This window comes from Bacteroides sp. CACC 737 (genome assembly GCF_013874375.1).
Taxonomy (GTDB): Bacteria; Bacteroidota; Bacteroidia; order Bacteroidales; family Bacteroidaceae; genus Bacteroides; species Bacteroides uniformis.
Genome location: NZ_CP059408.1, coordinates 2520500 through 2546066 on the forward strand (window position 1 = coordinate 2520500; position 25567 = coordinate 2546066).

General features: G+C 43.6%; 17 protein-coding genes. 9 read left to right on the forward strand and 8 right to left on the reverse strand.

Translation table 11 applies throughout. The features are described 5' to 3' along the window. Positions 1 to 134 precede the first annotated feature (134 nt). Together H1A11_RS11065 and H1A11_RS11070 are read left to right on the forward strand one after the other, a co-directional pair. Entirely contained in the window at positions 135 to 1235 is a 1101-nt protein-coding gene (locus tag H1A11_RS11065) for a DUF6340 family protein (RefSeq protein ID WP_044467707.1), read from the forward strand. 66 nt (positions 1236 to 1301) lie between these two features. Then, positions 1302 to 1748 (forward strand): hypothetical protein, encoded by a 447-nt coding sequence (locus tag H1A11_RS11070; RefSeq protein ID WP_174647072.1) that lies wholly within the window; start codon positions 1302 to 1304, stop codon positions 1746 to 1748. Positions 1749 to 1856: 108 nt separating this feature from the next. Here the strand turns inward: H1A11_RS11070 and H1A11_RS11075 are convergent, their stop codons facing one another. The 6 genes from H1A11_RS11075 to H1A11_RS11100 form a co-directional block, all read right to left on the reverse strand. Next, positions 1857 to 4859, reverse strand: coding sequence for a glycoside hydrolase family 55 protein (locus H1A11_RS11075; RefSeq protein WP_174647073.1), 3003 nt, complete (start codon positions 4857 to 4859; stop codon positions 1857 to 1859). Positions 4860 to 4888: 29 nt separating this feature from the next. Beyond that, complete coding sequence (locus tag H1A11_RS11080; RefSeq protein WP_181757202.1) at positions 4889 to 7903, reverse strand: glycosyl hydrolase family 28-related protein; 3015 nt, start codon at positions 7901 to 7903, stop codon at positions 4889 to 4891. A gap of 66 nt (positions 7904 to 7969) precedes the next feature. Then, on the reverse strand, positions 7970 to 8686 hold the full coding sequence (locus H1A11_RS11085; RefSeq protein ID WP_119961322.1) for a DUF3823 domain-containing protein: 717 nt from the start codon (positions 8684 to 8686) through the stop codon (positions 7970 to 7972). A gap of 20 nt (positions 8687 to 8706) precedes the next feature. Beyond that, positions 8707 to 10701: a RagB/SusD family nutrient uptake outer membrane protein gene (locus tag H1A11_RS11090; RefSeq protein ID WP_119961323.1), complete on the reverse strand. Its 1995-nt coding sequence runs from the start codon at positions 10699 to 10701 to the stop codon at positions 8707 to 8709. 12 nt (positions 10702 to 10713) lie between these two features. Next, the gene (locus H1A11_RS11095; RefSeq protein ID WP_181757203.1) at positions 10714 to 14190 is read right to left on the reverse strand and encodes a TonB-dependent receptor; all 3477 of its coding nucleotides are present in this window, start codon (positions 14188 to 14190) and stop codon (positions 10714 to 10716) included. Between the two features lie 157 nt (positions 14191 to 14347). Continuing rightward, the gene (locus tag H1A11_RS11100) at positions 14348 to 15361 is read right to left on the reverse strand and encodes a FecR family protein (protein ID WP_181757204.1); all 1014 of its coding nucleotides are present in this window, start codon (positions 15359 to 15361) and stop codon (positions 14348 to 14350) included. A 137-nt stretch (positions 15362 to 15498) separates the two neighbouring features. Here H1A11_RS11100 and H1A11_RS11105 point away from each other — a divergent pair, with 137 nt between their 5' ends. The 5 genes from H1A11_RS11105 to H1A11_RS19155 all read left to right on the forward strand — a co-directional run bounded on the left by H1A11_RS11105 (position 15499) and on the right by H1A11_RS19155 (position 20259). Further along, a complete protein-coding gene (locus tag H1A11_RS11105; protein WP_057258640.1) occupies positions 15499 to 16077 on the forward strand; it encodes an RNA polymerase sigma-70 factor in 579 nt (192 codons plus the stop codon). 354 nt (positions 16078 to 16431) lie between these two features. Beyond that, entirely contained in the window at positions 16432 to 16926 is a 495-nt protein-coding gene (locus tag H1A11_RS11110; RefSeq protein ID WP_005831978.1) for a hypothetical protein, read from the forward strand. After that, positions 16923 to 17852 carry a ThuA domain-containing protein gene (locus H1A11_RS11115; protein ID WP_009038079.1) on the forward strand — a complete coding sequence of 310 codons (930 nt, stop codon included), beginning with the start codon at positions 16923 to 16925 and terminating at the stop codon, positions 17850 to 17852. Before H1A11_RS11110 ends, H1A11_RS11115 begins: the two co-directional genes overlap by 4 nt. A 5-nt stretch (positions 17853 to 17857) precedes the next feature. Then, on the forward strand, positions 17858 to 19996 hold the full coding sequence (locus H1A11_RS11120) for a glycoside hydrolase family 9 protein (protein WP_255461433.1): 2139 nt from the start codon (positions 17858 to 17860) through the stop codon (positions 19994 to 19996). Then, positions 19939 to 20259, forward strand: coding sequence for a hypothetical protein (locus H1A11_RS19155; protein WP_255461434.1), 321 nt, complete (start codon positions 19939 to 19941; stop codon positions 20257 to 20259). The genes H1A11_RS11120 and H1A11_RS19155 overlap by 58 nt, the downstream gene beginning before the upstream one ends. Before the next feature lie 78 nt (positions 20260 to 20337). On the opposite strand, the gene H1A11_RS11125 is transcribed toward H1A11_RS19155, so the two are convergent. Next, positions 20338 to 22971, reverse strand: a complete 2634-nt coding sequence (locus H1A11_RS11125) for a valine--tRNA ligase (RefSeq protein WP_181757205.1) — start codon at positions 22969 to 22971, stop codon at positions 20338 to 20340. A 101-nt stretch (positions 22972 to 23072) separates the two neighbouring features. On the opposite strand from H1A11_RS11125, the gene H1A11_RS11130 reads away from it, so the two are divergent. Both H1A11_RS11130 and mazG read left to right on the forward strand, forming a co-directional pair. Further along, positions 23073 to 24119: a DUF3810 domain-containing protein gene (locus H1A11_RS11130; protein WP_181757206.1), complete on the forward strand. Its 1047-nt coding sequence runs from the start codon at positions 23073 to 23075 to the stop codon at positions 24117 to 24119. Positions 24120 to 24130: 11 nt separating this feature from the next. After that, a complete protein-coding gene (gene mazG, locus H1A11_RS11135) occupies positions 24131 to 24952 on the forward strand; it encodes a nucleoside triphosphate pyrophosphohydrolase (RefSeq protein WP_117964180.1) in 822 nt (273 codons plus the stop codon). Positions 24953 to 25082: 130 nt separating this feature from the next. Here mazG and H1A11_RS11140 read toward each other — a convergent pair whose 3' ends face one another. Beyond that, positions 25083 to 25556 carry a hypothetical protein gene (locus H1A11_RS11140; protein WP_009038074.1) on the reverse strand — a complete coding sequence of 158 codons (474 nt, stop codon included), beginning with the start codon at positions 25554 to 25556 and terminating at the stop codon, positions 25083 to 25085. Between the last annotated feature and the right edge of the window lie 11 nt (positions 25557 to 25567).

Sequence of the window (25567 nt, forward strand, 5' to 3'; positions counted from 1 at the left end):
AGATGATACCGTCAGGTATCTTTTATCACCCTATCACTTTTTCTCCTACCACATTATCACATTTTTTATTCGTTCCAGCTTTTGAATATTCAGCTAAAAGAGTACTTTTGCTCCAAAGAACAAAACCAAAGACTATGACCAAATATCACTATTGTCTGTTATTGATGGGGTCTCTGCTGTTAGGCAGCTGCCAGAGTGTAGAACAACTGTCCATTGATTATATGCTTCCGGCAGAAGTCAGTTTCCCGGCAACACTGAAACGTGTGGCTGTTGTCAACAACATGCCAAACGTACCGGACAACAAACTCATCATCAGTGAGGAAGAACAGAAAAAAAGCGAGAATGAGGTGGCACGCCTCACCAACTACTACAATGGAGACGCCGCAATAACAACCGAATCTCTTGCAGAGGCCCTTGCCAACGAAAACTACTTTGAAGAGGTTGTGATATGCGACTCTGCCCTCCGGAGTAAAGACATCAATCCCCGCGAAAGCACATTATCGAGGGATGAAGTACTGGAACTTACACAGAATTTGGACGTAGATTTCCTGATAGCCCTGGAAAACATACAAATGCGTTCCAATCGCAAGATAAGTTATATGCCCGACTGGGGTGCGTTCCTCGGCACAGTGGACGTAAAGGTATATCCTACCGTCAGAATATATTTGCCTAACCGCAAAGGTCCTATGGTAACCGTCAACAGCAATGACAGTATTTTCTGGGAAGAGGCAGGAAATGGTGAAGCGTCAGTACGTTCCCGCCTCATCAGCGAAGAAGACATGGTGAAGCAAGCATCTGAATTTGCAGGAACGGTTCCGGTAAGACATCTACTCCCCTATTGGAAAACTGGTAACCGCTATCTCTTCAGTGGTGGTTCTGTAAATATGCGTGACGCAGCCGTATATGCCAAAGAAGAAAATTGGAGTAAAGCAGTAGAGCTCTGGAAGCAGACCTACGAAACAAAAAAAGGAAAACAGAAAATGTATGCAGCCTATAACACCGCTTTGGGCTACGAAATGCAAGACAGCATAGATACTGCCTTGGAATGGGCATTAAAAGCGCAAACCCTTGCCCGTGAGAAAAGCAAGACAGACAAAAAAGAGACAGGCGAAATACATGATGGAACCATCTCCTATTACATCTTTATCAGCATGTATGTAGACGAATTGGAGAAACGAAAAGAGGGAATGGCACGCCTGAACATGCAAATGAACAGATTTGATGATGATTTTTAGTCAAATGATGCAGAGATAACCGTTTTTTTTATACCTTTGAACAACCATTAAGAAAAGAAAGTTATTATGAAGCTCAGTCAATCGTCATTAGCACTCTTGGAGGACACTCTTAAAAAAGCAATCGGCAAATACACCTGCGGTTGCGAACAGACTATCGTTACAGACATTCATCTGCAACCGAATCAGAATTCGGGCGAACTGTCTATCTTTGATGATGAAGATGAAGAGCTTGCCAATACTTCCATTGAAGAATGGATGACATACGAGGGAGATGATTTCTACGAAAATGTAGAACGTATCTTGTCCTCACTGCTCTGCAGCATGAAAAATGAAGGAAAGTTCGACAAGCTAACAATTCTGAAACCATTCTCTTTTGTACTGGTGGATGACGATAGAGAAACAATAGCAGAACTGCTGCTGATGGATGATGATACTCTATTGGTCAATGAGGAGCTACTGAAAGGATTGGATGAGGAACTGGATTCTTTTCTGAAAGAGCTGCTGGAAAAATAATATTCCAAGTAATCAGCCTATAAGGAAAAGAGACCTTCTTATAATAAATTAGCCCCTGCGATATAAAACAACCGCAGGGGCTAATTCTTTTTTTACCTACACCAATACCTAACGTATCTTAATCCCATAGAAAGAACTTGAGGTGGTAACAAAAAGCATATCCTTCTGCCTCCCACCAATTGCCAAGGAAATCGGGCGTTCTTCTATCTGAATACGTCTCTGCTCTTTACCATATTTGTCATAGACAAATATTTCACCATCAGCAACATAAACATTTCCGTCAGCATCGGTCACATTACTGTATTGGCCATAAGGACATATTATTCCTTGTTCTGTCAAACGGCCATCCACACCAACGGAAAGTTGTACTGTCGTTTTATTCATCTCATTTACAATATAAACCGGTTCTGACTGACCGGGCACTGTAACAGTCAAAGCACAAGAACGTCCCAAATCATAGGTATCCGGAATAATTGTCACGCCATCCGGAGCGACAAAACTATACTCAGGCATAATGGCAACCACCTTGTCAAAGTCACCTCTCCAGCGACTGGAAGGGTGAATGACCTTCTGTATATTCTTCATACCGGCTGTAACAACACGTGGCATAGGCTTCATCGTAGCATCCACGCTATCCGGATTAAAAGAATACCCCCAAGCACTCCAGCCACTGTTACCCCAACCACTGTACATCGGATTATCATCCGGCAAGCGCACTACCGTTTCCTGCTTGCCGTTCACCAGATAACCCGGCTGAGGGTCATAGCGGAAAATAACCAGCAGATTGTCTTGCGTATCAGTGGCCAATGTAAAAGGCTTCCAGGGATAATCAGCTATCAAAGTAATCTGCTCCGTGTCTGCCGACCATCTATAGATTTTCTTCAGACGGTTTTCACAGAAGTAGATATTTCCTTTACTGTCGGTAGTAGCTCCGGAGGCCAGTTCAAAACCGGTAGCCAGCTTCACAGGCTTGTCCATGACCGTGCAGGAAGGGCGAAGGCTCTTCTCGCTACCCGAAACAGTGAGACGGGCAAAGTCCCACGAATAAACGGGCAACTTCTTATTCATATCATATATAGGAAACTCTATGACTGGCAATATCTGCGTATAATTGTGCATATTACGGAAAGTGATATTCTTGCAATCCCATATGCGGAAACCTATCCTCTTTGGCATAAAGGCACGGATAACGCGATACATCCACACATTTACCATTTCGATATTTTGACAATTGGACATTTCTGCCATATAACAATCAGGCCCTTCACGACCTTCTTCCTCAAACTGGAAAGCATAAATTTTCCAGTTGGCCACATTATGGAAACGGGCTTCAGTACGGACATGATGCTCCAAAGACATGGCATAAATACGTCCCGGAGTCTTCGTTTCGCTAATATAAAGCCCACTGGCAGCATACGTACTGGCTGTCCAAACATCCTTAATTGTCCCACCGCCATTGTTTGTAATCCACAAACTCCAATACTGGTTGTCCCAAGCCATATCCTTACCGGTCTCCATGACCGGAGAAGACGGGGAACTAATTCGACGCTCGCCCCTGCGGTAAGACGACTGTCCGGAAGCATTCGGAGCCGGTTTGCGCAAGGTGCCGTGCCCGCCTACAAACTTCACATCATTCAAGTACGAACACTCACCCGCCATCCATTTACAGCCGACAGCACGGTAATTATACGCACCAGTATTAATACCTATACCATTCAGTACGTCGTCGCCGCCTTCGGAAGATTCAACCAAAGGCACAGGCACGCCGAAACCACTGAATGCAGGCTCGCTTTCCTTCAACAGAAATTGAGTCCCAAAAGGATGCAGCCCAATCAGCTTAGTACCGGGAGACAGCTTCAACGTTCTCGTCAGACGATACCACCCCTGGGGCACATAGATGTTTTTATGCAAAGAGACAGCTTTTTCAAAAACTTCCGTATCATCAGTCTCGCCATCACCTTTTGCCCCTAAGTCGCGGATATTGACCCATGTCTCCATTGCCGGAAGAACCGGAAGGTCCTTGCCAAGTGGAACCGGCAGTTTTGCCACCGGCTCTATTTCACATATTTCCCTGAAAGAAGAAGCATCATTCAAATCCTGATACACCAGACCGTAAGTAAACTCCTTGACTCTGTACATTTTTGCTTTTCCGGCAACTTTCTTTCCACTTTGAGCATAGTCCACCAGTACGGGAACATTCCTGCAATCCACATTCACCAGATTCAATTGCGAAAAAGTATTTCCCTCTACGCTTACCCTGACACCGGCTTCCGAAATATTCTCCCACAACGAATTCTCCACATGAAGGCGGTCTGCCAGATTCTCTGCCATTTCAAAGGCAACGGGCGTATTCTTCACATGCATATTGACGATGGCAAACCCCACCTCTTTTGAATAGACAGCCGCTTTTCTCTGCCCCTCAAAGTAAGTATCGACCATCATCATAGGCCATCCCGGAGAAGTCCTGGAAGAAATTATCCCATATTCACCGCCATAGAACCTGACGTCTTCCAGTTCATTGCCCACATCATACATGCCGGCTTTTCCCGAACCAATCCGAATGTCGCAATGATTGATAAATCCATGCTGGGCAAAATGCGCACGAATGGCGACGGCTTGAGGATTACCTTTGTCTATACGGAAATCCACATTGGACACCGCACTATAGAAAGTACCTGCACCGGCATCCGAAGGCTTCCTGCCCTCTTGTGCCAGCCCTCCCGTAAACCATATCATATAATTTTGAGTAGTCTGGAAACCGGGTGTATCGGCTCCCAAATAAATCACCGGCCGTTTCTTCCCATAACCAATCAGCCGAATGGATGAGGGAATTTGAATCGTCTTGCTAATGCGATAATTTCCTTCCGGCAGAAACAGTATCCCAAAATTCTTTTCGCGCTTCACCTGATTGATTGCCTCTTGAAGCGCATCGGTCACGTCGGACTTTCCATCAGCCTTGAAGCCGTAATTCTCCGGGGTAAAGTAGAATGCTTCCGGATCGTCCGGTCTTTGCGTATAGGCGGAACCACCCCCTACCGCCCACCCGGACGACATATTACAGATAATCCAACAGACTATCAGCAGGTATCTCATTATTTGATAATTTCTCATTACACAGATTGTTTTAATATGGATTTTCCTTATTTAATACGTACACCAAAGAACTTGGAACGGCCTGTGACAAACAATGTATTGCCATCCTTACCGCCAAACTGTAATGTGGACGGACGTTCGGGAACACGAATCATCCCTTTCTTCTTGCCATCCTTATCAAATACATATATTTCTCCGTCAGCCACATACAAGTTCCCTTCCTTATCTACAGCAGAACCAAATTCGCCCTGCTCCACAAAATAGCTCAAGTTGGAGAGCGTGCCGTCATTGGCCACATCCATCTTCACCATTCTGCGGTCATATTCATCAGAGGTATAGAAAGGCTTTCCCGGATAGGCTTCCAGCAAGGAAGAACTACGTGACAAGTCGAAATAATGAGGAATGATAGTTTTTCCATCCGGTGCCAGGAAGCACATTTCAGGAACATAGACCGACACCGCATTGAAATCGTGGAAGTCTCTCCAACGGTTAGAAGGATAAAGAGCCTTATACACGTTCTTCACTTGACCCATCGGAACACGCGGCAACAGTTTGATGGTCTCTTCCGGATTTTCCGGGTCAATGGAGTAGACTCTCATTGTATATGCGGAATTACCATATCCGCTGAAAGAAGTACCTTTTGTATCAGGCATTACCGGCATTTCCTCCGGTTTACCATTAATCAGATATCCCGGCTGCGCATCATATCTGAACAATACCAATAGATTATCTTCTGAATCAAAAGCCAGGTTGGAGGGTTTCCACGGGAAATCTGCCAGCAGCGACAAGCTGTTTGTCTCTACCGACCATTTAAAGATACGACGCATCCGATGGTCGCAGAAGTAAATGTTACCTTTACTGTCGCGCGCAATGCCTTCGGCAAATTCCAAATCGGAAGCCAATTGGTTCACCTTACCTATTTCATTGCCTAACGGTTGCTGATGAGGTTCTTTTCCGGTTACAATCAAGCGAGAAAGTTCCCACGGGCGGATGTCAATGTCTTTGTTGACATCGAACACTGCAATGTTATTCGTATATTTAATCTGAGAATAGTTATGCAGGTTCAGAAATGCGATGTTCTCGCAATTGCGGATACGTACAGAACTGTGATACGGTTCATTGACACGGATAACGCGGAACATATACAAGTTTGCAAAGGTCACATCTTTGCAGTCGTCCATCTCTATCGGTTGGCAATCGGTACTTTCGCGGCTCTCTTCCTCGGTTTGCATGCAATACACCTTCCAGTTGGACACCTTGTTGAAACGTACTTCATTTCTTACATGATGCTCGATGGACATGGCATAGATACGCCCCGGAGTAGAAGTATTGTTGGCATAGAAACCATTGGTGGCATATGTGCTTGCTGTCCAGATGTCTTTAAAGGTGCCACCACCGTTGTTGGTCACCCACAGACTCCAATACTGGTTGTCCCAAGCAAGGTCCATGCCCGAAGCCGCTACCGGATTATCGGGAGAACTGATACGAGCCGGTCTGTTCCACCGGCCACGTGGTTCCTCAACACCCGGTTTAGGTTTCCATAAACCGCCATGCCCGCCTACAAACTTCACGTCATTCATATAAGAATCTGCATTTGCCATCCACTTCACACCTACAGCACGATAGTTATAACCGCCGGTATTGATACCAATGCCCACCAGCATATTTGCACCGCCTTCCGAAGATTCCACCATCGCTTTCGGACCGCCAAAACCACTGAATGCAGCAGTACTTTCGTCTAGCCGGAACTGAGTGCCAAAAGGATGCAGGCCTATCAACTTGGTATCGGGCTTCATCTTCAAAGTTTCGGTAATGCGATACCAGCCCTGGGGTACATAGATATTATCATACTTGTCAATAGCCTCCTGGATGGCCTTCGTATCATCCGTTTCCCCATCTCCCTTTGCACCGAGTTCGCGCAGATTTACCCATGTTGCCATTGCAGGCAGTGTAGGGATGTCCATCAGTTGGGCAACCGGCATCTTCTGTATCGGTTCAATATCAACCAACGTTTCATATTCCGGCATATCCACCATGTTATCCATCTGCAAGCCGTGGTCGTATGACTTTACCTTATAGATTTTATGAGCAACATGGGTGGCCGTATTGCTACGGGTATATTTCGCCAAGGTCGGTACATTCTTACAATATACATTGCGGAAGGTTATCTGATTGTTGCTGTTGTTCTCGTTGGTAATCACCACTGCCGGACCACTTACATTTTCAAAATAGCTGTTTTCCAAAAATAACTTGTCGCAATAATTAGGGTCAATATCAAATACAGCCGGAACATTCTTGGCATACAGATTCACCATTGCCAAACCGGACTCCTGACAACGAAGAGCAGCTACACGTTGTCCCTCAAAATAAGAGTCGACCATCATTACCGGCCATCCGGGAGAAGCTTTTGTCGTATAAATGCCATAATCTCCCCCGTAAAAAGCAACGTTTTCCATTTCATTACCGACATCGAACAGCCCTGCCTTACCTTTACCAATATATATTGTGACATAACTGATAAAACTATGCTGCGCATAGTGTGTACGCAATGCTACCGCATGGGGATTACCATCTTCAATACGAAGATTGATATTGGACATTGCACTATAAAAAGTACCGGCATTTGCATCACGAGGGACTTGCCCTTTTTCTACCAAACTACTGGTAAACCAAAACATATAATTAGCCTTTCCTTTATCTATCGAGACTTCTTCTTGAAACCCAGGAGAATTTTTAGCGAGAATAAATTCCGGACGTTTTTTTCCATAACCAATCAAGCGAATAGAACCTGGAACATAAATTGTCTTACTAATTTTATACTTTCCCTCAGGAATAAAAAGTATACCAAAGTTCTTTTCCTTCTTAACCTGATTTATAGCAGCTTGTAAGGCATCTGATACATCCATCTTTCCATCAGCCTTTATCTGATAATTTTCAGGGGTAAAATAAAAAGCCTCAGGATCATTAGGCTTTAACGTGTAGATAGAGTTTTGCTGAACAGCATAAAGTTGCATACATATTAACCCTATAAATATCAAAAATATAATTCTGATTTTTTTCATGGTTTCATTTTATATATGATTAAAAAAGCGTTCAACCATAAAGCAGAACGCTTTTTCTGCTATTTTTTATAATTTTATGACTACTAATGGTGCATAGTTATGCCGTACAGTCCCTACACCAGATACATCAGCTAAAGCACCAATTCGAAAATAATAGTTCTTACTATACTTGAAAACATTTGTATTTTTCTCCAAGTCAATTGTTAAAGTATATTTTTTAGAGGAAACAACCGTCTCACTTGGTGAAATTGTAATCTTATCACTACCACCATTCAAAGAATATTTTACATTGTTTCCAACCCATTTATCTGAGAATGCAAACAACTGAACTTCTTTGACTTTCACTTCCGGCTTACCAGTTTCAAGAAAAAAAGTTGCAGTTATAACATTACCATTTTTTACAATATCAGGATTCTTTATGCGAAGATAAGGAGTTACTTTAAAATCATAAAAATTATCACCATCATTTATTACAAAATCTTTTATCTCAAAAGGATAAAAGTTACAATTCTCAAATCTAACGTCATATGTAGCAGCAAATACCATATTATTACGATATTCACCTGTATTCATAATAGACCAATATTGATCGGCCGGATTAGTAAATCCATGCTCCCTTACTATGATAGAAGAACCATTCTCAATATCAGTACCAACCAATTCTCCAGTCACCTCATCAATAATAGAACCATGAATTGAAGCATCTGGCCCATCATAATTATCAATCTCGCATGAAACTAATGCAAAAAAACAGCATGAAATTAATAATAATATCTTTTTCATAATTATTTAAATGTTTTGTGTTAATAACCAGGATTCTGAACTAATCCATTTGTATTGATACCCGGAATCCCTCTATAATAACTTGTAGATTGGAATGTATAACCACCTTTTGATTCATCCGTAAAGTAATTTGCCCTCACAAAAACATATTTTGGAGTTGGTTCACGCAGGTCAAGCATAGGAATCAAAACCTTACGAATTCTATTTCCACTAAACTCCGTATGAAACTCTCTTCGACGCATCATATCCCAAAAACGTTTTCCCTCAAAAGCTAATTCTACACGACGTTCCTTCAAAACATTCTCCAATGTTAAAGGTATATTATCAATATGCCCTGCTCTATGACGCAATGCATTTATATATTGCTTAGCTAATGTTTGATCTCCATATCCACTACTATTTTCTACCACAGCCTCTGCATAATTTAAGTATATTTCTGCCAAACGCATATCAATATAAGAAGTAGTAGAAGAATTGTCTAAACCTGATATATTCTCACCTTCAGGCATATATTTACGAACAGAAAAACCTGTTGCAGTCCAGTTGGCATCCTCAGAACTACCTACATTTAGAAAACCTGAGAACAATGTCTGCCCAGCAGCTCCTAAACCATAATATGTCTTTCCATCCTTTCCGACAGCCGACTCGTTAGAATAAGCAATATAATTATTATCTACTTCTATAAGACCACCTTGTATAATAATCCGTGTACCACCATAAGAAGAGCCAGGAACAATAATACTAGCCAACAAACGTGCGTCTTTATCTGCAAAAGGTGTATATAAATCATCATATTTCTTGAAAGGTATAGACATTAACTGTGTTTTATTGGCCTCTACATTATTAAAATAAGTAATTACATAATCTTCATTACCATCAGTACGAGTCACAATATTTGCGCTTTTTCCTATACCGTCATCAGTATAATCTTCAAATAAATCAACTATATCTAAAGTCGGATTAAAACGCCCATACTTTAATGCTCCCCCCGTATTTACTTGAGAAAGGATATAAAATTGTGCATAACTATGGCCTTGATTAGAGTTGGTTGTCCCATCCAAATAAGCTTTACTGAAAATCACTTCTTCATTCTTATCATTACGGAACAACTGCTGAAAATTTGTAACAGCCTCTTCACTCGATATAGGGTTTGGTTTATAAATAGATTTTCCTGACTGGGCAATAATTATCTCAGAAGCAGAAATACATTCTTTATAAAATGCGTCCGCATCCGATATACTCATTCCCCCTATCAATTTCTGTGTTACAGCTTCACCAGCTAATGGAGCCTTATCCCAATATTTTGCTACAGAAGCCGCATGAAGAGCCACCCTTGATTTCAATGCATAAGCAGCCCATTTAGAAGCACGATAAACCCCATCCGTAGAAGAAACAACTTCTGGAAGATTCTCTACAGCAAGATCACATTCCGTCAATACAAACTTCCACGTATCCAATTCCGTACTACGAGGAATAGCAAGAGAAGAGGGATTACCAGGGACATATTCATCATCTTGCACATGCTCCACTAAAGGTACACCACCATATCTTTTTACCAAACCATAATAAATATATGCACGTACAAAATGAGCCTCACTAAGTAAACGATTTGCACTATCTTCTGAAATAGTTCCTTTTTCTCGAGCTTTCCTTACATTTTCCATAAAGATATTCACCTGACGAATATCACTATAAGGCCAATAATCAAATCCTTCCGGACCTATACCTTGCGCACCGTCACTACGAGTAGCCTCATCTGTAAAGAAAGCAATATTTGACGTCGCATTCACTCCGTCATATCCACGTTGATTAAATCCAGCATTAGGACGATAAGTAAAATCTTCGATAGGCATTAAAGTATATATATTTGCCAACAAAGCTTTTAATCCTCCTTCTGTTTCTGTCAATTGCTCACCTGAAACTTTATCTAACGGTTCCAATTCTAAAAAAGCATTGCAACCCAAAAGTCCTATTAGGGTACAAAAAGACAATACTGATAAAAATATTTTTTTCATAATATATTTACATTAAAAGTTTATATTCAATCCAAAGTTATATGATCTCATCAACGGATATGCAAGATTCGCTCCCCAATCCCTTTCCTCACGTTCTGGGTCTGCATTTCTCAACATACGATTACATAAAGTGAATAAATTAGAACCATTAACAAAAAAACGGGCACTATTAATACCTATTTTTTTCATAAGTGACTTAGGCAAAGTATAACCTATTTCCAAACTCTTTAAACGAAGATAAGTTGCTAATGGATTCCAGAAGGAAATGCCATTATTCCACTGATTACCATTATCAGTAGTATTTGAGAAATCGGAGCGCAATGCAGGATAATATCCTGCAACCCACTGTGTAGAAGGATTATATGGATCATCCGTAACATTCACTGTATGCCAACGATCCATAAACTTCTCTAACAAATAAGTTTTATTAGTTTTTGCACCATATCCCCATACATCATCATTAGCATAGCCAATAGAATAACCAGAAGCACCTTGGAAAAGCATATTCAAATCAAAATTTTTATAAGAAGCAGCTAACGTCAAACCATACTGAATCGGAGGATTAGCTCCAGTAGCCCAAAATTCGGGAACACGATCATTCCAATCAATCATGCCATTACCATTCAAATCCAATAATCTGAAACTCCCAGGAAGCATTTTGGAATTACCCAAATTGCCACCCAATAAAGGGGCTGTTTCATATTGTTCCAGAGAGGTATACTGTCCATCATATTTATATAACCACATTACATTCTGATTACGATTCTCAGAACCATTCTGCCATCTATCCATAGAGCTTGTATATTCACCATGTTCTACATGCAAATTCTTCTCACGTGCATAAGTGAAATTGGCAGATACCGAGTATTCAAAATCTTTACCCACCTTACCTCTATGTCCTAACGAAATTTCAAATCCTCTATTTTGGTTAGAATTAAGGTTTTCTTGTGGAAAACTCGCTCCAAATGTATTAGGAACCGATTGTACCCGGTCAGCTAAAATACCTTCATTCTTACGGTTAAACCATTCAATAGACCCACTTAGTTTTCCATTCCACAAATCAAAATCCAATCCCACATTAGATATTGTTGAAGTAACCCATGAAAGGTTATCCGTAACTACACCAGGTGCCACCATACCCGTAACCTGACTATTACCATCAAACACATATCCTAAAGAACCTGCTGTATAAGCAGATATGTACTGAAATGCATCACCGGCATCATAACCACTCTTACCAAATGAAGCCCTTAACTTCAAGTTGGTAATAAATGGTAACTTCTCCCTAATAAAACTTTCCTCAGAAATACGCCAACCTACGCTGAAAGAAGGGAAAAAAGCCCACCTATGGCGCGGTGCATAACGATAAGAACCGTCATAACGTGCCACAGCTTCTACCAAATACTTTCCGGCATAATCATAATTCACGCGCATCAAATATGCAGCCAACCGCCCCAAACGACGATAACCAGAATTAGTTGCTGTTCCAGAACTAGCTTGATCTAATATATCATTTGTAAATAGTTCCGAATATTGACGGGCTCCACTTAAATTATCACGACGAGTGCCACTCAGTTCAGCAACAGCAGTTATATTTAAATTATGCAAATTAAAAGAACGCATATAATTGGCTTGTGCACGTCCATAAATTTTTTGATAAAGATTCATTGTATTCGAATATTTATCTGTACCATACTTTCCCGAAGGTTCATCAGTATAATAATCAAATAGTTGATATGATTTTTGCAGCTCAGAATTGTTACGATTATTCCCATCAAAAGATCCTAATGCACTTAAAGTCAATCCTTGTACAAACGGAAGTTTCCAGCTTAATTCGACATCAGCAGAATAGGTTAATCCTCTATTTCTGCGGTAACCGTCAAGGTCTGGATCAACTAATGCAAATGGATTCTTTCCCTCCGGACCAATATTTGATAAATGTTCTGGATTATTCATTGTATGGGTTCCGATACCACGATCATTGACCATTAAAGTCTTAAATGTCCACTGAAAGTCTTCACGAGGTCTCTGGGTTTCATCCCAACGTCCCGATACATTTACATTCAAATTTAATCCCTTAGTTATTTCAGCAGTCAAATTGCTTCTCAGATTATATCTGTGATAATACTGAATACCACTTTTCAATAGACCATTATCGCCAGTATATCCGAAGCTAACATAATATTTCACTCGTTCAGATCCACCTCTTACTGATATATTATGTGACTGCTGGAAAGCTAACTTATTCATAAACATATCAATCCAATCATGATCTGTATAACCGGGAGCCCCTATCCTATACTTCTCCAAAATATCATCAGTATATGCAGCTGCAGCCTGATCATTACGTGCTCTCTCATTGGCCATCATACGATATGTATAGGCATCAACTGTCTCTTCCATAGCTGTGGGATTTTTCACACCAAACAAGGCAGAATAGGACACACGCGTTTTTTCGGCAACTCCTTTCTTCGTCGTGACAATAATCACACCATTGGCAGCATTCATACCATAAATGGCAGCAGAAGCATCCTTTAATATAGAAATACTTTCAATATCTTCCGAACTCAATTGCGCCAGCTCTTCTGTACCATCCCGTGTAATACCATCAATAACAACAAGTGGCGTGCCATATCCACGAATACTGACCATATTATCAAAAGTACCAGGCTCACCAGTTCGTTGACGAATCAATAACCCCGGCATCTTACCTTGAATATTACTAATCAAATTTTCCGTTTTAGTAGTTGCAATTTCATCAGCTTTAATTGCTGTGACAGCACCAGTCAACGATTCTTTTTTTTGGATACCATAACCTACTACCACAACTTCATCCAAAATCTCAGTATCCTCTACTAGTACTATATTGAAAGATGTCTTACCAGAAATACTGATATTTTGTGTCTTATATCCAACATAACTCACAACAAGTGTTGCACCAGAAGCCACATTATTTAAAATAAAGTTACCATCTATATCAGTAATAACCCCATTAGTGGTTCCTTGTACGAGAATACTTGCTCCAATAATCGGCTCACCTGCTGTATCACTAACAGAACCTTTAATCGTTGATACTTGTCGAACAGCTGATACCCCATCAGTCTCAGTAGCCTTATCATAAAGAACTATATTACGATCTAATACTTTATAAGCTATATTCGTTCCCTTAAATATCTCATCTAAAACTTTAAATATAGACTTATTAGCAGCTTTTATTGTTACTCGGCGTTTAACATCAATCTGTTTATTATTATAAAAAAAAACAAATTCTGTACCTTTTTCTAACTCTGTCAGGATTTCGTCAACAGTTTTATTATTAAGAGCAATATTCAACATCGTTTTTTGGGCATAACCATCATTGGCAAATGCCATGCTCACTAAACAAAATAACATAAAGAATGCACATTTCATAGCAAGAGGAATTTTTTTCATGCATCTCATCAGGACACTTTTTGCCCTAAATGATTGGATACAATAGTGTTTTTTCATAATTTTGTATTGATTTCTAGTGAAAAAATAAAGTTGCTTTATCTGTCGCCAAACAGATATTTAAAAGTTACTGTGTTTCATGCAGGAAAATGCGCCAACATTTTCCTGCATGTTTTTCTAAACGGACTTGTGTTTCATCATACTACTTTTTAAAGGGTTAATAAACTTCTATTACCTGTCTCTCGGCATTCACATCACCATCTTCAACAAACTTGAAATGAATATTCGAGGAGATTCGGAAGTGCTCCAATATTCGCTCCAAACGTTGTTTGGTAAATGTAGCCGTAAAGGAATTCTGCTTCAATGAAGCCTTTTTCAGAATGAATTCCACATTATACCTTTTGCTCAAACTCTTCAATATATCTTCAAACGGAGTGTTCCTGAAAATCAAGCGTCCGTCCTTCCAACATGTTTCCACGTCTACATTGACTTCTTTCACAACGACCTTTTCCCGCACTATATCATAAATAACCTTTTGCCCCGGTATCATCATTACATTATTCCTCCTGCCATTATTCACATAGGAGAAACTGACTTTACCCGAAACCAAAGTGGTCTGTACCGTCCTGCTCCCTTTGTAAGCCTCTACGTTGAACTCCGTTCCATGTACCACTATCTTGGAATTGTTCAGCGTGCCGACAATGAACTTCTTTTCATCTTTTGCGACAGAAAAGAATGCTTCACCCACCAACTTCACTTCCCTTTTATCATCGGCAAATCGGGAAGGATAGCGCAACGACGACGACGAGTTCAGAACGACTTCCGTTCCATCCGGCAATTCGACAGAAGTAGTCATTCCCGGATTTGTCCTGACTTCCATCATATGTATCTCTTCTTTATCCTTGTCCCAATAAAGGATAGACCACGATACCATCAAAGGGATGAATAAAATGGCGGCCGCCCGTTGCATCCCTCTAAATAATACCCGATACCTATTGACCTTTTTCTGTTTCATCTTACGATGTACATCCTCCAAGGCCTTCTTTACATCCAGCCTGGATGAAATCTGCGCCATGTCCGCCGCCAGACCGAGTGTCTGAACCTGGCGGGCTGTCCTGCGGTTCTCTTCCGATGCTTCCAGCCACTCCTTTATCAGAGCAGTTTCATCCTCCGTTGTCTCTCCTTCATAATACCTGAGAAGCAGGTTCTCCATTCCCTCTCTTTTTACCATAATTTTTATTGCTAGCTTTAATCTAAAGACAAACGGGGGAAAAGAACTCCTAAACAAAAAACTAAAAATATTTTATATACTTAGATTATAATGGGAAAAAAAGCTATTTTTGCCCAACAATAATGAACCCCCACCCTATGAGAAACAGACCATTAGAAGATACATCTTTATTATCCGCCATACAAAAAGGAGATAGAAGTGCTTTTGATGTGTTATTTCAAAAGTACTATTCTGTGCTCTGCACCTACTGCTATCGTTTTGTCCGGTTGGAAGATGCAGAAGAGATTGTTCAGGACGTCATGCTATGGCTTTGGGAAAACCGCGAAAGACCCATTATCGAATATTCGCTCAAGCAATATCTGTTCAAGGCTGTCTACCATCGTTGCATGACCCGGATTGCCCAAAATGAAGTGAAGCAACGGGCAGACACCGCTTACTATGAACGAATGTTCGCCATGCTGCAGGAGGTGGATATCTATCAAATCAACGAATTAAGCAAGCATATACAAAGGGCCATCAACGAACTGCCGCCTACTTATAGGGAAGCTTTCATCATGCATCGTTTCCAGAATCTGAGTTACAAGGAAGCTGCCGAACTACTCAACGTTTCCCCAAAAACGGTAGACTACCGCATTCAGCAGGCTTTGAAGATTTTAAGGGTCAAGCTGAAAGATTATCTGCCACTGATATTGATGCACCTGCTCACCTCGCATTAAGACCATACACAAGCAGAACGTCCCCTATACCGTGCCGGCTACACACCGGGACTTAGCCCTAAAGAGTATAGGACTGAGAGGTCAAAACATCCGGATGTTTTACCCCAATACATGGGGATGTTTTCACCCAAAACACCCGGGTGTATTGCCCTAAAACATCCGGGTGTTTTAATGGAAAGGATGCGGATGTTATGACCTCTCAGTATACGGGTCAGACCGGTTCAGTCCTGATGGGAGAGGCACTAAGTCCCTATACATCCCGTATTCATTAATTATTCTAAAAAAAGTTAGGGAAAACTCCGGGCCACCGGTCATATAAGCAAGAAGCAACCCTATTATTATCATAACCTCAAAATGCACGCAATGAGAAAACTGATTATCCTATTGTCGGCGCTGGTGTACGTCATCCATGCACAAGCGCAATTTTCAGTGACAGCCCATCAGGAAGGATGGGACAATATTCCTCCACAAGTACAAAAACCGGGATTTTCCTTTCAGCAATCCGTATTTGCCAATATGGACGGGGACGATGCCCTTGAAGAAGTAATGCTTTTCGGACGTGACAACGGACACTACCCCACTTTCGACCTTTTCAAGGCCTACTATGCAATCGTAGACAACTATACCAAAGAAGTACAATACATTTCCGACGAGATTTATGTCACCGACAAGTACAATCTCCTTGTAGAAGACCGCAACAAGGACGGCATCTCCGAGCTCTACATATCCTACTTCAAAGACGGAAAGTTCAGCGTAGACGAACAAGGTTACAATCTGCGCACCACACGCTGCTACGACCGTATAGAATGGAACCCTACTGGCAAAAACTTTAAATCTTCCGGAAAATGAAAACAAGACTGACACTTATCCTGGTACTCCTTATTTATATAGGAGCTGCCTCGCACACACACGCACAGCAAAAGAAAGTAATCAAAACCATGATGATAGCCGGGCAGGACGGCAGCCATTACTGGCAAGGCGCCTGCGAAGCCATGAAGCAGATATTGGAAAACAGCGGAATGTTCAAAGTGGACTTCGCCTTTACACCCGACTTTGGTGGAGACATCGCCACCTTCAAACCCGATTTCCACCAATATGATTTAATCGTCATCAACTACGGCGGAGCTACATGGACAGAGCCCGTACGCAAGAATTTCGAGAAATACGTTGCCGATGGAGGCGGTGTGGTAGTGATACATTCTTCCGTCGTCCCAATGGCCGACTGGAAAGAATACAACGAGATAATAGGCATGGGGGCATGGGACGGACGAAACGAAAAGGACGGCCCGTATCTGTACTGGAAAGACGGACAATACGTCTACGACTACTCTCCGGGGTATGCCGGCTACCACGGCTTGCAGCACGAAACCGTCATAGAACACCGCGCCCCCCATCATCCTATCCTGCAAGGATTGCCTCCTCAATGGAAACACTTCAAGGACGAGATATATACCCGCCTACGCGGTCCGGTAAGAAACATGGAAATATTGGCAACCGCCTACGAACGCGGACGGCATGAACCGTTGATGTGGACAGTAAGCTACGGGAAAGGGCGCATATTCGTCGACCTCCTGGGGCACTGCGGCAACGACCCGAACATGACTTACTCCATGCGCTGCACCGGTTTCCAGGTGACTTTACTCCGGGGATGCGAATGGGCTGCCACCGGCGCCGTCACCCAAGAAGTTCCCGCAGATTTCCCACTGAAGGATACTTATACATTACGTCCGGAGTTCAAGGCTCCTTTTCATGCTTACCCTGAAACCAAACACTGAATACCATGAAATACATCATCCGAACACTGCTGCTGGCATGCTGCTGCATGCAGGCACAAGCACAAGCTCCGTGGAAACCCGATACGGAACTGGAGAAACAATTACAGCAAAGCAATCATGTGCACCGCATAATGAAAGCTAATCCCGCACACGCCGGACTGACGCGGTGGGAAAAGAAAGAGGTATTGAAAAGCAGGGTACTCCCTCTGGCCGAAGATTTCGGCGCTCTGCGCCATACCGGACCCGGAACCATACATGTAGACCGTAAAGTCACTGTCTCAGGCAAAGGAAGTGTCCGTCTGGACACTCCTGCCTCCCTGGGCAAGAAGAATCCAACAAACCGGAATTACGCCACCCCGGAGATTATCCGTCCCCTCGACCGGGAAGACTTGCGGGAATACAACCGCTTTTCCGTTTGGGTATATGTGGATGCACCGGGCGTTTATCTGACCTTTGCCGGATTCACCCTATACAATGAAGGGGAGAAAATCATGCCGACTCCCGGACGCTTTGAAGGACAACACTTCGAGACTGTCTATCCCAACAAATGGCAGCACATCATATGGGAAATACCGGACCTATACCGTGATTGTGTCACAGGCTTTTCGGTAAACATCATGCTGGCAGGTGCTCCTGCAGGAGCCAGCGAACACATGAGCCTATACATAGACGACATGCGCATCGAAAAGGTAGAAGCGGAAAACAGCCGGGGATTCGACCTGCGAAAAGATGCAATGGCCTACTGCCACAGCGGATACAAGCCGGGAGCACGCAAGCAGGCTTTGGTGCAGCACGTACCGGAAAGGACTTTCAGCCTACACGATGCCGCCACGGGACAAACCGTTTATCAAGGTAAGGCCAGTCCTCTGAATCAAGACAAGAAGCAGGACAAAGGATTTCTTGTGCTGGACTTCAGCAGTTTCAATACGCCCGGACAATACTTCCTCTCCATCGGTGATGTACAATCAAAGCCTTTCCCCATCGGAAATGATGCCTACCTGTCTACCGCCTGGCACACGCTGAACTTCTTCTTTTCCGAACGTTGCGGTTTCGACCAGCCCGGCATTCATCAGGAATGCCATCAGGATGTATTCGCCTATCATCCCGACGGACGGAGCATGAGTATTGCCGGAGGATGGCACGATGCAGCCGACCTGACTCAAGGAACGGGAAATACAGCCGAATCGTGCATCGCCCTCCTCGAAATGGCCGGTGCCGTACAAGGCAAAGACAGTATCTTCTACGAACGCCTGCTGGAAGAGGCACGCTGGGGAGTGAACTGGATTCTGCGTACCCGCTTCGGTGACGGCTACCGACTGGGCGGACTGATTATCGGCATTTGGACAAAGAATATCCGTGGTGACAAAGACGACATGCAGACAGAAGCACGAAATACACCTACGGACAATCTGAAAGCCGCTTCCAGTTGCGCACTCGCCGCCCCTCATTTTGAAAAGAAAGACCCGGTATTTGCACGGTGGTGCCGGAACAGTGCCATTGAGGACTTCCAATTCGCCATCGACCTGCTGGATACACAAAGGACGGAACAGAACGAAACCGAACTTTATGCCCTTGCCACCGTCACAGCCATGCGTTTGTACCGCCTTACACAAGATGTTTACTATCTGGACTGGGCAACCCGGCTGGCACGTACCGTCATGGCAGGCCAACAATTGGAAAAGCGTACCGACTGGAAAATCCCCCTGCGAGGTTTCTTCTATGAATCTTCCCAGAAAAAGCGTATTCTGGCCTATTATCACCAAAGCCAAGAGCACTTGATGGCCGAAGGACTCTCGATGCTACTGACAGATGCCCCCACCCATCCGGACGCCCCGTTGTGGCAGGCATCTTGTGAAGCCTATGCAGACTATCTACGCGGGGTTTCACAACTGATTGAACCGTATGGCATACTGCCAAGCGCCGTATACGAGGTGGATAATACCGATTATAAGAATCTGTACCATGAAGGCGAGCAGGTAGGGCTTCCCAGTCTGGAAGAATACAATGCACAAGTGCGCAACGGTATCCCTCTCTCAAAGAACTTCTACCTGCGCCGTTTCCCCGTTGCCTACCAGTTCAGGGGATCATGGGTAAAGCCAAAGCAGCCTTTATTCTTGCACGCCTATTCAATGATAAAGCGTTAAGGGATATTGCAACCCGCCAGGTAGAATACATATTAGGCTACAACCCGTTTGCCATGAGTACCGTTTATGGAGACGGATATGACTACCCGCCACTTTACGGAGCCTATGCCGGAGATGTGGTGGGAGCTGTACCCGTAGGAATCGAAACATTCGAAAATGAGGACGAACCCTACTTCCCGATGCAAAATAACTGCACTTACAAGGAAATCTGGACACACACCACCGCACGCCTAATGTGGTGCGTAGCAGAACTATTCAAATAAACAGTTCATTATACCGCTAAAAAAAGCTCCGGAGTTGAAGGTTCCGGAGCTTTTTCTCTGTTTTTATGTGACGGACAGTTATGCCTTTTTCAATGCTGCAATACTTTCCTTGAGAGATTTGATGATACTTTCAGCATCTGCCTGCTTCTTGCGTTCCATCTCAAGAACGGCGGCAGGAGCATTATTCACAAACTTCTCGTTACCCAGTTTCTTCAGCACACCCTGCAAGAATCCTTCCTTATGCTTCAGTTCGGCCTCCATACGGGCTATCTCGGCTTCCACGTCAATCATGTTACCCAAAGGTACGGCATATTCCGTAGTACCTACCATGAAGGAAGCAGCACCGTCGGCCTTGTTCTCCACCACATTGATGGACGAAAGGTTACACATTTTCGTAACAACCGCGTTGAACGCCACAACCGGATTCTCACCGATAACCTGCAACTCAAGTACCTCTTTTTGGGCGATGTTCTTCTGCAAACGGATGGAACGGATATTGCTGATAACCTCTTTCACCACTTCAAACTCCCGGATGATATCCTCATCTACCAATGCCGACATTGACAACGGGCTTACCATCAAGCTCTCACCGTCTGTACGGTCGCAAAGATGCTGCCACAACTCCTCTGTAATAAATGGCATGAACGGATGGAGCAGATGCAACAAGTTATCAAAGAAACCGATAGTTGCTTCATACACTTTCCGGTTAATGGGCTGGCCGTATGCCGGTTTAATCATTTCCAGATACCAGGAAGAGAATTCGTCCCAGAACAGTTTGTAAACAGCCATCAGCGCTTCACTCAAACGGTACTTGCTAAACAAATCAGCCACTTCGGCAGCTACTTCATTCTGCTTGGCCTCAAACCAGCGTACTGCCAGTTCTGAAGCTTCCGGTACCGAAACTTCCACACTGACTTCCCAACCTTTAATCAGACGGAAAGCGTTCCATATCTTATTATTGAAGTTACGTCCTTGCTCACACAATGCATCGTCAAAGAGGATGTCGTTTCCGGCAGGAGCTGAAAGCATCATGCCCATACGTACACCGTCGGCACCGTATTTCTCAATCAAATCCAGCGGGTCGGGAGAATTACCCAACGACTTGGACATCTTACGTCCCAGCTTGTCACGGACAATACCCGTAAAGTAAACGTTCTTGAACGGCATCTTGCCTTCGTACTCATAGCCTGCCATAATCATACGGGCTACCCAGAAGAAGATAATGTCCGGACCGGTCACCAAGTCGCTGGTAGGATAATAGTAGCTGATTTCCTCATTGCCCGGATTATTGATACCGTCAAACAAAGAGATAGGCCACAGCCAGGAAGAGAACCAAGTATCCAAGCAGTCTTCGTCTTGACGAAGGTCTTCCTGTTTAAGACCGGCATTACCCGTTTTCTCTTTTGCCAACGCCAAGGCTTCTTCGGGAGTGGCAGCCACTACATAGCCACCTTCCGGCAAGAAATAGGCAGGAATACGGTGTCCCCACCACAACTGGCGACTGATACACCAGTCCTTGATATTTTCCAGCCAGTTCTTGTACGTGTTCTTATATTTAGCAGGATAGAACTTCAATTCATCATTCATTACCGGCGGCAAAGCCATGTCGGCAAAGTGCTGCATCTTCAGGAACCACTGCATGGAAAGCTTCGGTTCGATGGGCACATTGGTACGTTCGGAGAAACCTACCTTGTTGGTATAGGCTTCCACTTTCTCCAACAAACCGGCAGCAGCCAGGTCCTTCTCAATCTGCTCGCGCACATCGAAACGGTCCATGCCGATATACAAGCCGGCAGCTTCACTAAGCGTTCCGTTATCATTGAAGATGTCGATGCTCGGCAGGTTATACTTTTCACCCAGCATGTAGTCGTTCACATCATGGGCAGGGGTTACCTTCAGGCAACCGGTACCGAACTCGATGTCTACATAATCGTCCTCAATGACCGGAATCACGCGTCCTACCAACGGAACAATCACCTTCTTGCCCTTCAACCAAGTATTCTTGGGGTCATTCGGATTGATACACATGGCAGTATCTCCCATGATGGTTTCGGGACGGGTGGTAGCAACCACTGCATAACGTCCTTCGGGGTCACCTTCTACCATGTACTTCAGATAGTACAGCTTGCTGTGTTCTTCCTTGTAGATAACTTCCTCGTCACTAAGAGCGGTCAGCGCCTTCGGGTCCCAGTTCACCATGCGGACACCACGGTAAATCAAACCTTTGTTATACAAGTCGACAAAAACCTTGAGCACGCTTTCACTGCGTTTCTCATCCATTGTGAAAGCTGTACGGTCCCAATCGCAGGAAGCGCCCAGCTTGCGGAGCTGCTTCAAGATGATGCCACCATGTTCATCCGTCCATTCCCAAGCGTGCTTCAAGAATTCGTCGCGGGTAAGGTCTGTCTTCTTGATGCCTTGTGCGGCAAGCTTATTCACCACCTTGGCCTCGGTAGCAATGGATGCATGGTCGGTTCCCGGCACCCAGCAGGCATTCTTGCCTTCCATACGGGCACGTCGTACCAGAATATCTTGTATGGTATTATTAAGCATATGTCCCATGTGCAACACACCAGTGACGTTGGGGGGTGGAATGACGACGGTGTAAGGCTCACGACCATCGGGTTTCGAACTGAATAATTTGTGGTCCAACCAATACTGGTACCACTTTCCCTCCACGTCAGCGGGATTGTACTTACTTGCTAATTCCATGTTTTTAAATCTCTATAATTAATTTATTGCGAATAACGGGGACAAAATTAATGAATTAAAATTTAAATATATATTTTTGTCCCTACAAAACAGTATATAAAATGAGGGGGAAGCTAAAAATCCGGTATGTCATATTAATCGTGTTACTGTCTGTCACATGGGCAACACAGCTCATACCAAGCTTGGGAGAAATATATGCGCAGTCTGTATATCCGGTAATCTCCCATATTCTGTCCTCCTTTTCAAAACTCATACCTTTTGCCGTAGGCGACTTGTTTATTTTCCTCAGCATCATCGGACTCCTTTTCAATCCCATCAGGGCACGCTATATCCAGAAAAAGAAGTGGAAACAAATTCTGCTGAACGAGATGGAATACTTGCTGTGGATATACGTATGGTTCTATCTGGCATGGGGACTGAACTACTCACAGAAAGATTTCTACGGCAGGACAAACATACCTTATACTGCCTATACTCCCGAAATCTTCCGGACATTTGTAGACAACTATATAGACAAACTGAACACTTCTTATACGGACATTACTTCTATTGACGAACCATTGGTCTGCCGGGAAAGCGTATACGGATACAACCAAATCAGTGATACGCTGGGGGTACACCGCCCTCCTCACTCTTCTCCACGTGTAAAAACCATGCTTTTCACCCCGTTCATTTCCATGGTCGGTGTTACGGGAAGCATGGGACCCTTCTTCTGCGAATTTACACTGAACGGTGATTTGCTCCCGTCGCAATATCCCGCTACTTATGCCCACGAGCTGGCCCACCTGCTGGGTATCACCAGCGAGGCTGAAGCAAACTTTTACGCTTATCAGGTCTGTACCCGTTCGCAAGTGAAAGAGATTCGTTTCAGCGGGTATTTCTCCGTACTCTCACATGTGCTGGGTAGCGCCCGCCAACTGATGAGCGAAGAAGAATACGCAGAGCTTTTCAGCCGGATACGTCCTGAAATCATAGAACTGGCCCAAAAGAACCAGCAATACTGGATGGAAAAATACAGTCCGCTCATCGGGGACATTCAAAACTGGATTTATGACTTGTACCTGAAAGGAAACAAGATTCAAAGCGGACGCAAGAACTATTCGGAAGTAATAGGCTTGCTTATCTCATACGAAGAATGGAAAAACTAAATTTCAAAACCATGCATACAAGAAAAGAACAGATGGAAGCCTTCGGCCGCTTCCTCGACATACTCGACGAACTGCGCGAGAAATGTCCCTGGGACCGCAAGCAGACCAATGAAAGTCTGCGCCCCAATACTATCGAAGAGACTTATGAACTTTGTGACGCCTTGATGCGCGATGATAAGAATGACATCTGCAAAGAGTTGGGCGATGTGCTGCTGCATGTAGCTTTCTACGCAAAAATAGGCTCCGAAACCGGTGATTTCGATATGAAAGACGTATGCGACCGTCTTTGTGAGAAACTTATCTTCCGCCATCCCCATGTCTTCGGTGATGTAAAGGCCGAAACCGCAGGTCAGGTTTCTGAAAACTGGGAACAGTTGAAGTTAAAGGAAAAAGATGGAAACAAGACAGTATTGAGCGGTGTACCCGCCGCCCTACCCTCACTCATTAAGGCCTATCGTATCCAGGACAAGGCCCGCAATGTAGGATTTGACTGGGAGGAACGCGAGCAAGTGTGGGATAAGGTAAAAGAAGAAATCCAGGAATTCCAGGCTGAAGTCGCCCATATGGATAAGGAGAAAGCTGAAGCCGAATTCGGCGATGTCATGTTCAGCCTCATCAATGCTGCCCGCCTCTACAAAATCAATCCGGACAATGCACTGGAACGCACCAACCAGAAGTTCATCAACCGATTCAACTATGTAGAAGCACACAGCATCAAGGAGGGTAAAAATCTCCATGACATGACACTGGAAGAAATGGATAAGCTATGGAATGAAGCGAAAGCACTGGAAAAAGAAAGCAAACAAGATGATTCTTCTAAAGGTCAGGTTTAACTGGCTAAAGTAGAGGTTTAGGGAACTAAAGTAGAGGTTTAGCAAGGCTAAAACGAGGTATCTCTCATTAACAAAAGAAGGTTGCTCACACCATCGTGGCAACCTTCCTTATTTGTAATTCATTCACTACTCATTTTTTCCCTTGCGGTCTTCGCTGGGGGCCATCTCCCTTTTTATGCATGCCTTTCAGCAGTTCACGATGGAAACGCATTTCAGCTCTTTGCACCAGATAAATCTTTTTACAAGACAATATCTTCTTGAATTTATCAAAGTAGGTCTTGTCCAACCGGTCAGAAGCAATACGGGCATCATACACACCTTCCATAATTTCCTCATACTGGGCTTCGGTTGTTTTTTCATCTTTCCCTTGCCGGAGCAATTTCCAAGCCTCGTCATTCAACTGCTTTTTCCGGTCTTGCAATTCAAAATACAATGGGAAGAACTTAGCTGCTTCCTCACTCGTCAGCCCGGCTTTCTCCGTTATAAACGCTTTTTGTTTGGCACGAAACTCTTCGGGTGACAGATGCTGATCACATCCATCACTAGCCCAAAGCAGGGGCATCATGCCACATATCATAACCAATAAAACAATCAGTCTTTTCATTTTTAAATAGT

Coding starts and splice junctions, on each gene's coding strand:
- H1A11_RS11085 (WP_119961322.1), bottom strand. CDS start 8,686: ATGAAAAAGATATTATTATTAATTTCATGCTGTTTTTTTGCATTAGTT.
- H1A11_RS11090 (WP_119961323.1), bottom strand. CDS start 10,701: ATGAAAAAAATATTTTTATCAGTATTGTCTTTTTGTACCCTAATAGGA.
- H1A11_RS11130 (WP_181757206.1), top strand. CDS start 23,073: ATGAGGGGGAAGCTAAAAATCCGGTATGTCATATTAATCGTGTTACTG.
- H1A11_RS11140 (WP_009038074.1), bottom strand. CDS start 25,556: ATGAAAAGACTGATTGTTTTATTGGTTATGATATGTGGCATGATGCCC.
- H1A11_RS11115 (WP_009038079.1), top strand. CDS start 16,923: ATGAAAACAAGACTGACACTTATCCTGGTACTCCTTATTTATATAGGA.
- H1A11_RS11065 (WP_044467707.1), top strand. CDS start 135: ATGACCAAATATCACTATTGTCTGTTATTGATGGGGTCTCTGCTGTTA.
- H1A11_RS11100 (WP_181757204.1), bottom strand. CDS start 15,361: ATGGTAAAAAGAGAGGGAATGGAGAACCTGCTTCTCAGGTATTATGAA.
- H1A11_RS11075 (WP_174647073.1), bottom strand. CDS start 4,859: ATGAGAAATTATCAAATAATGAGATACCTGCTGATAGTCTGTTGGATT.
- H1A11_RS11080 (WP_181757202.1), bottom strand. CDS start 7,903: ATGAAAAAAATCAGAATTATATTTTTGATATTTATAGGGTTAATATGT.
- H1A11_RS11110 (WP_005831978.1), top strand. CDS start 16,432: ATGCACGCAATGAGAAAACTGATTATCCTATTGTCGGCGCTGGTGTAC.
- H1A11_RS19155 (WP_255461434.1), top strand. CDS start 19,939: ATGGGTAAAGCCAAAGCAGCCTTTATTCTTGCACGCCTATTCAATGAT.
- H1A11_RS11095 (WP_181757203.1), bottom strand. CDS start 14,190: ATGAAAAAACACTATTGTATCCAATCATTTAGGGCAAAAAGTGTCCTG.
- mazG (WP_117964180.1), top strand. CDS start 24,131: ATGCATACAAGAAAAGAACAGATGGAAGCCTTCGGCCGCTTCCTCGAC.
- H1A11_RS11125 (WP_181757205.1), bottom strand. CDS start 22,971: ATGGAATTAGCAAGTAAGTACAATCCCGCTGACGTGGAGGGAAAGTGG.
- H1A11_RS11120 (WP_255461433.1), top strand. CDS start 17,858: ATGAAATACATCATCCGAACACTGCTGCTGGCATGCTGCTGCATGCAG.
- H1A11_RS11070 (WP_174647072.1), top strand. CDS start 1,302: ATGAAGCTCAGTCAATCGTCATTAGCACTCTTGGAGGACACTCTTAAA.
- H1A11_RS11105 (WP_057258640.1), top strand. CDS start 15,499: ATGAGAAACAGACCATTAGAAGATACATCTTTATTATCCGCCATACAA.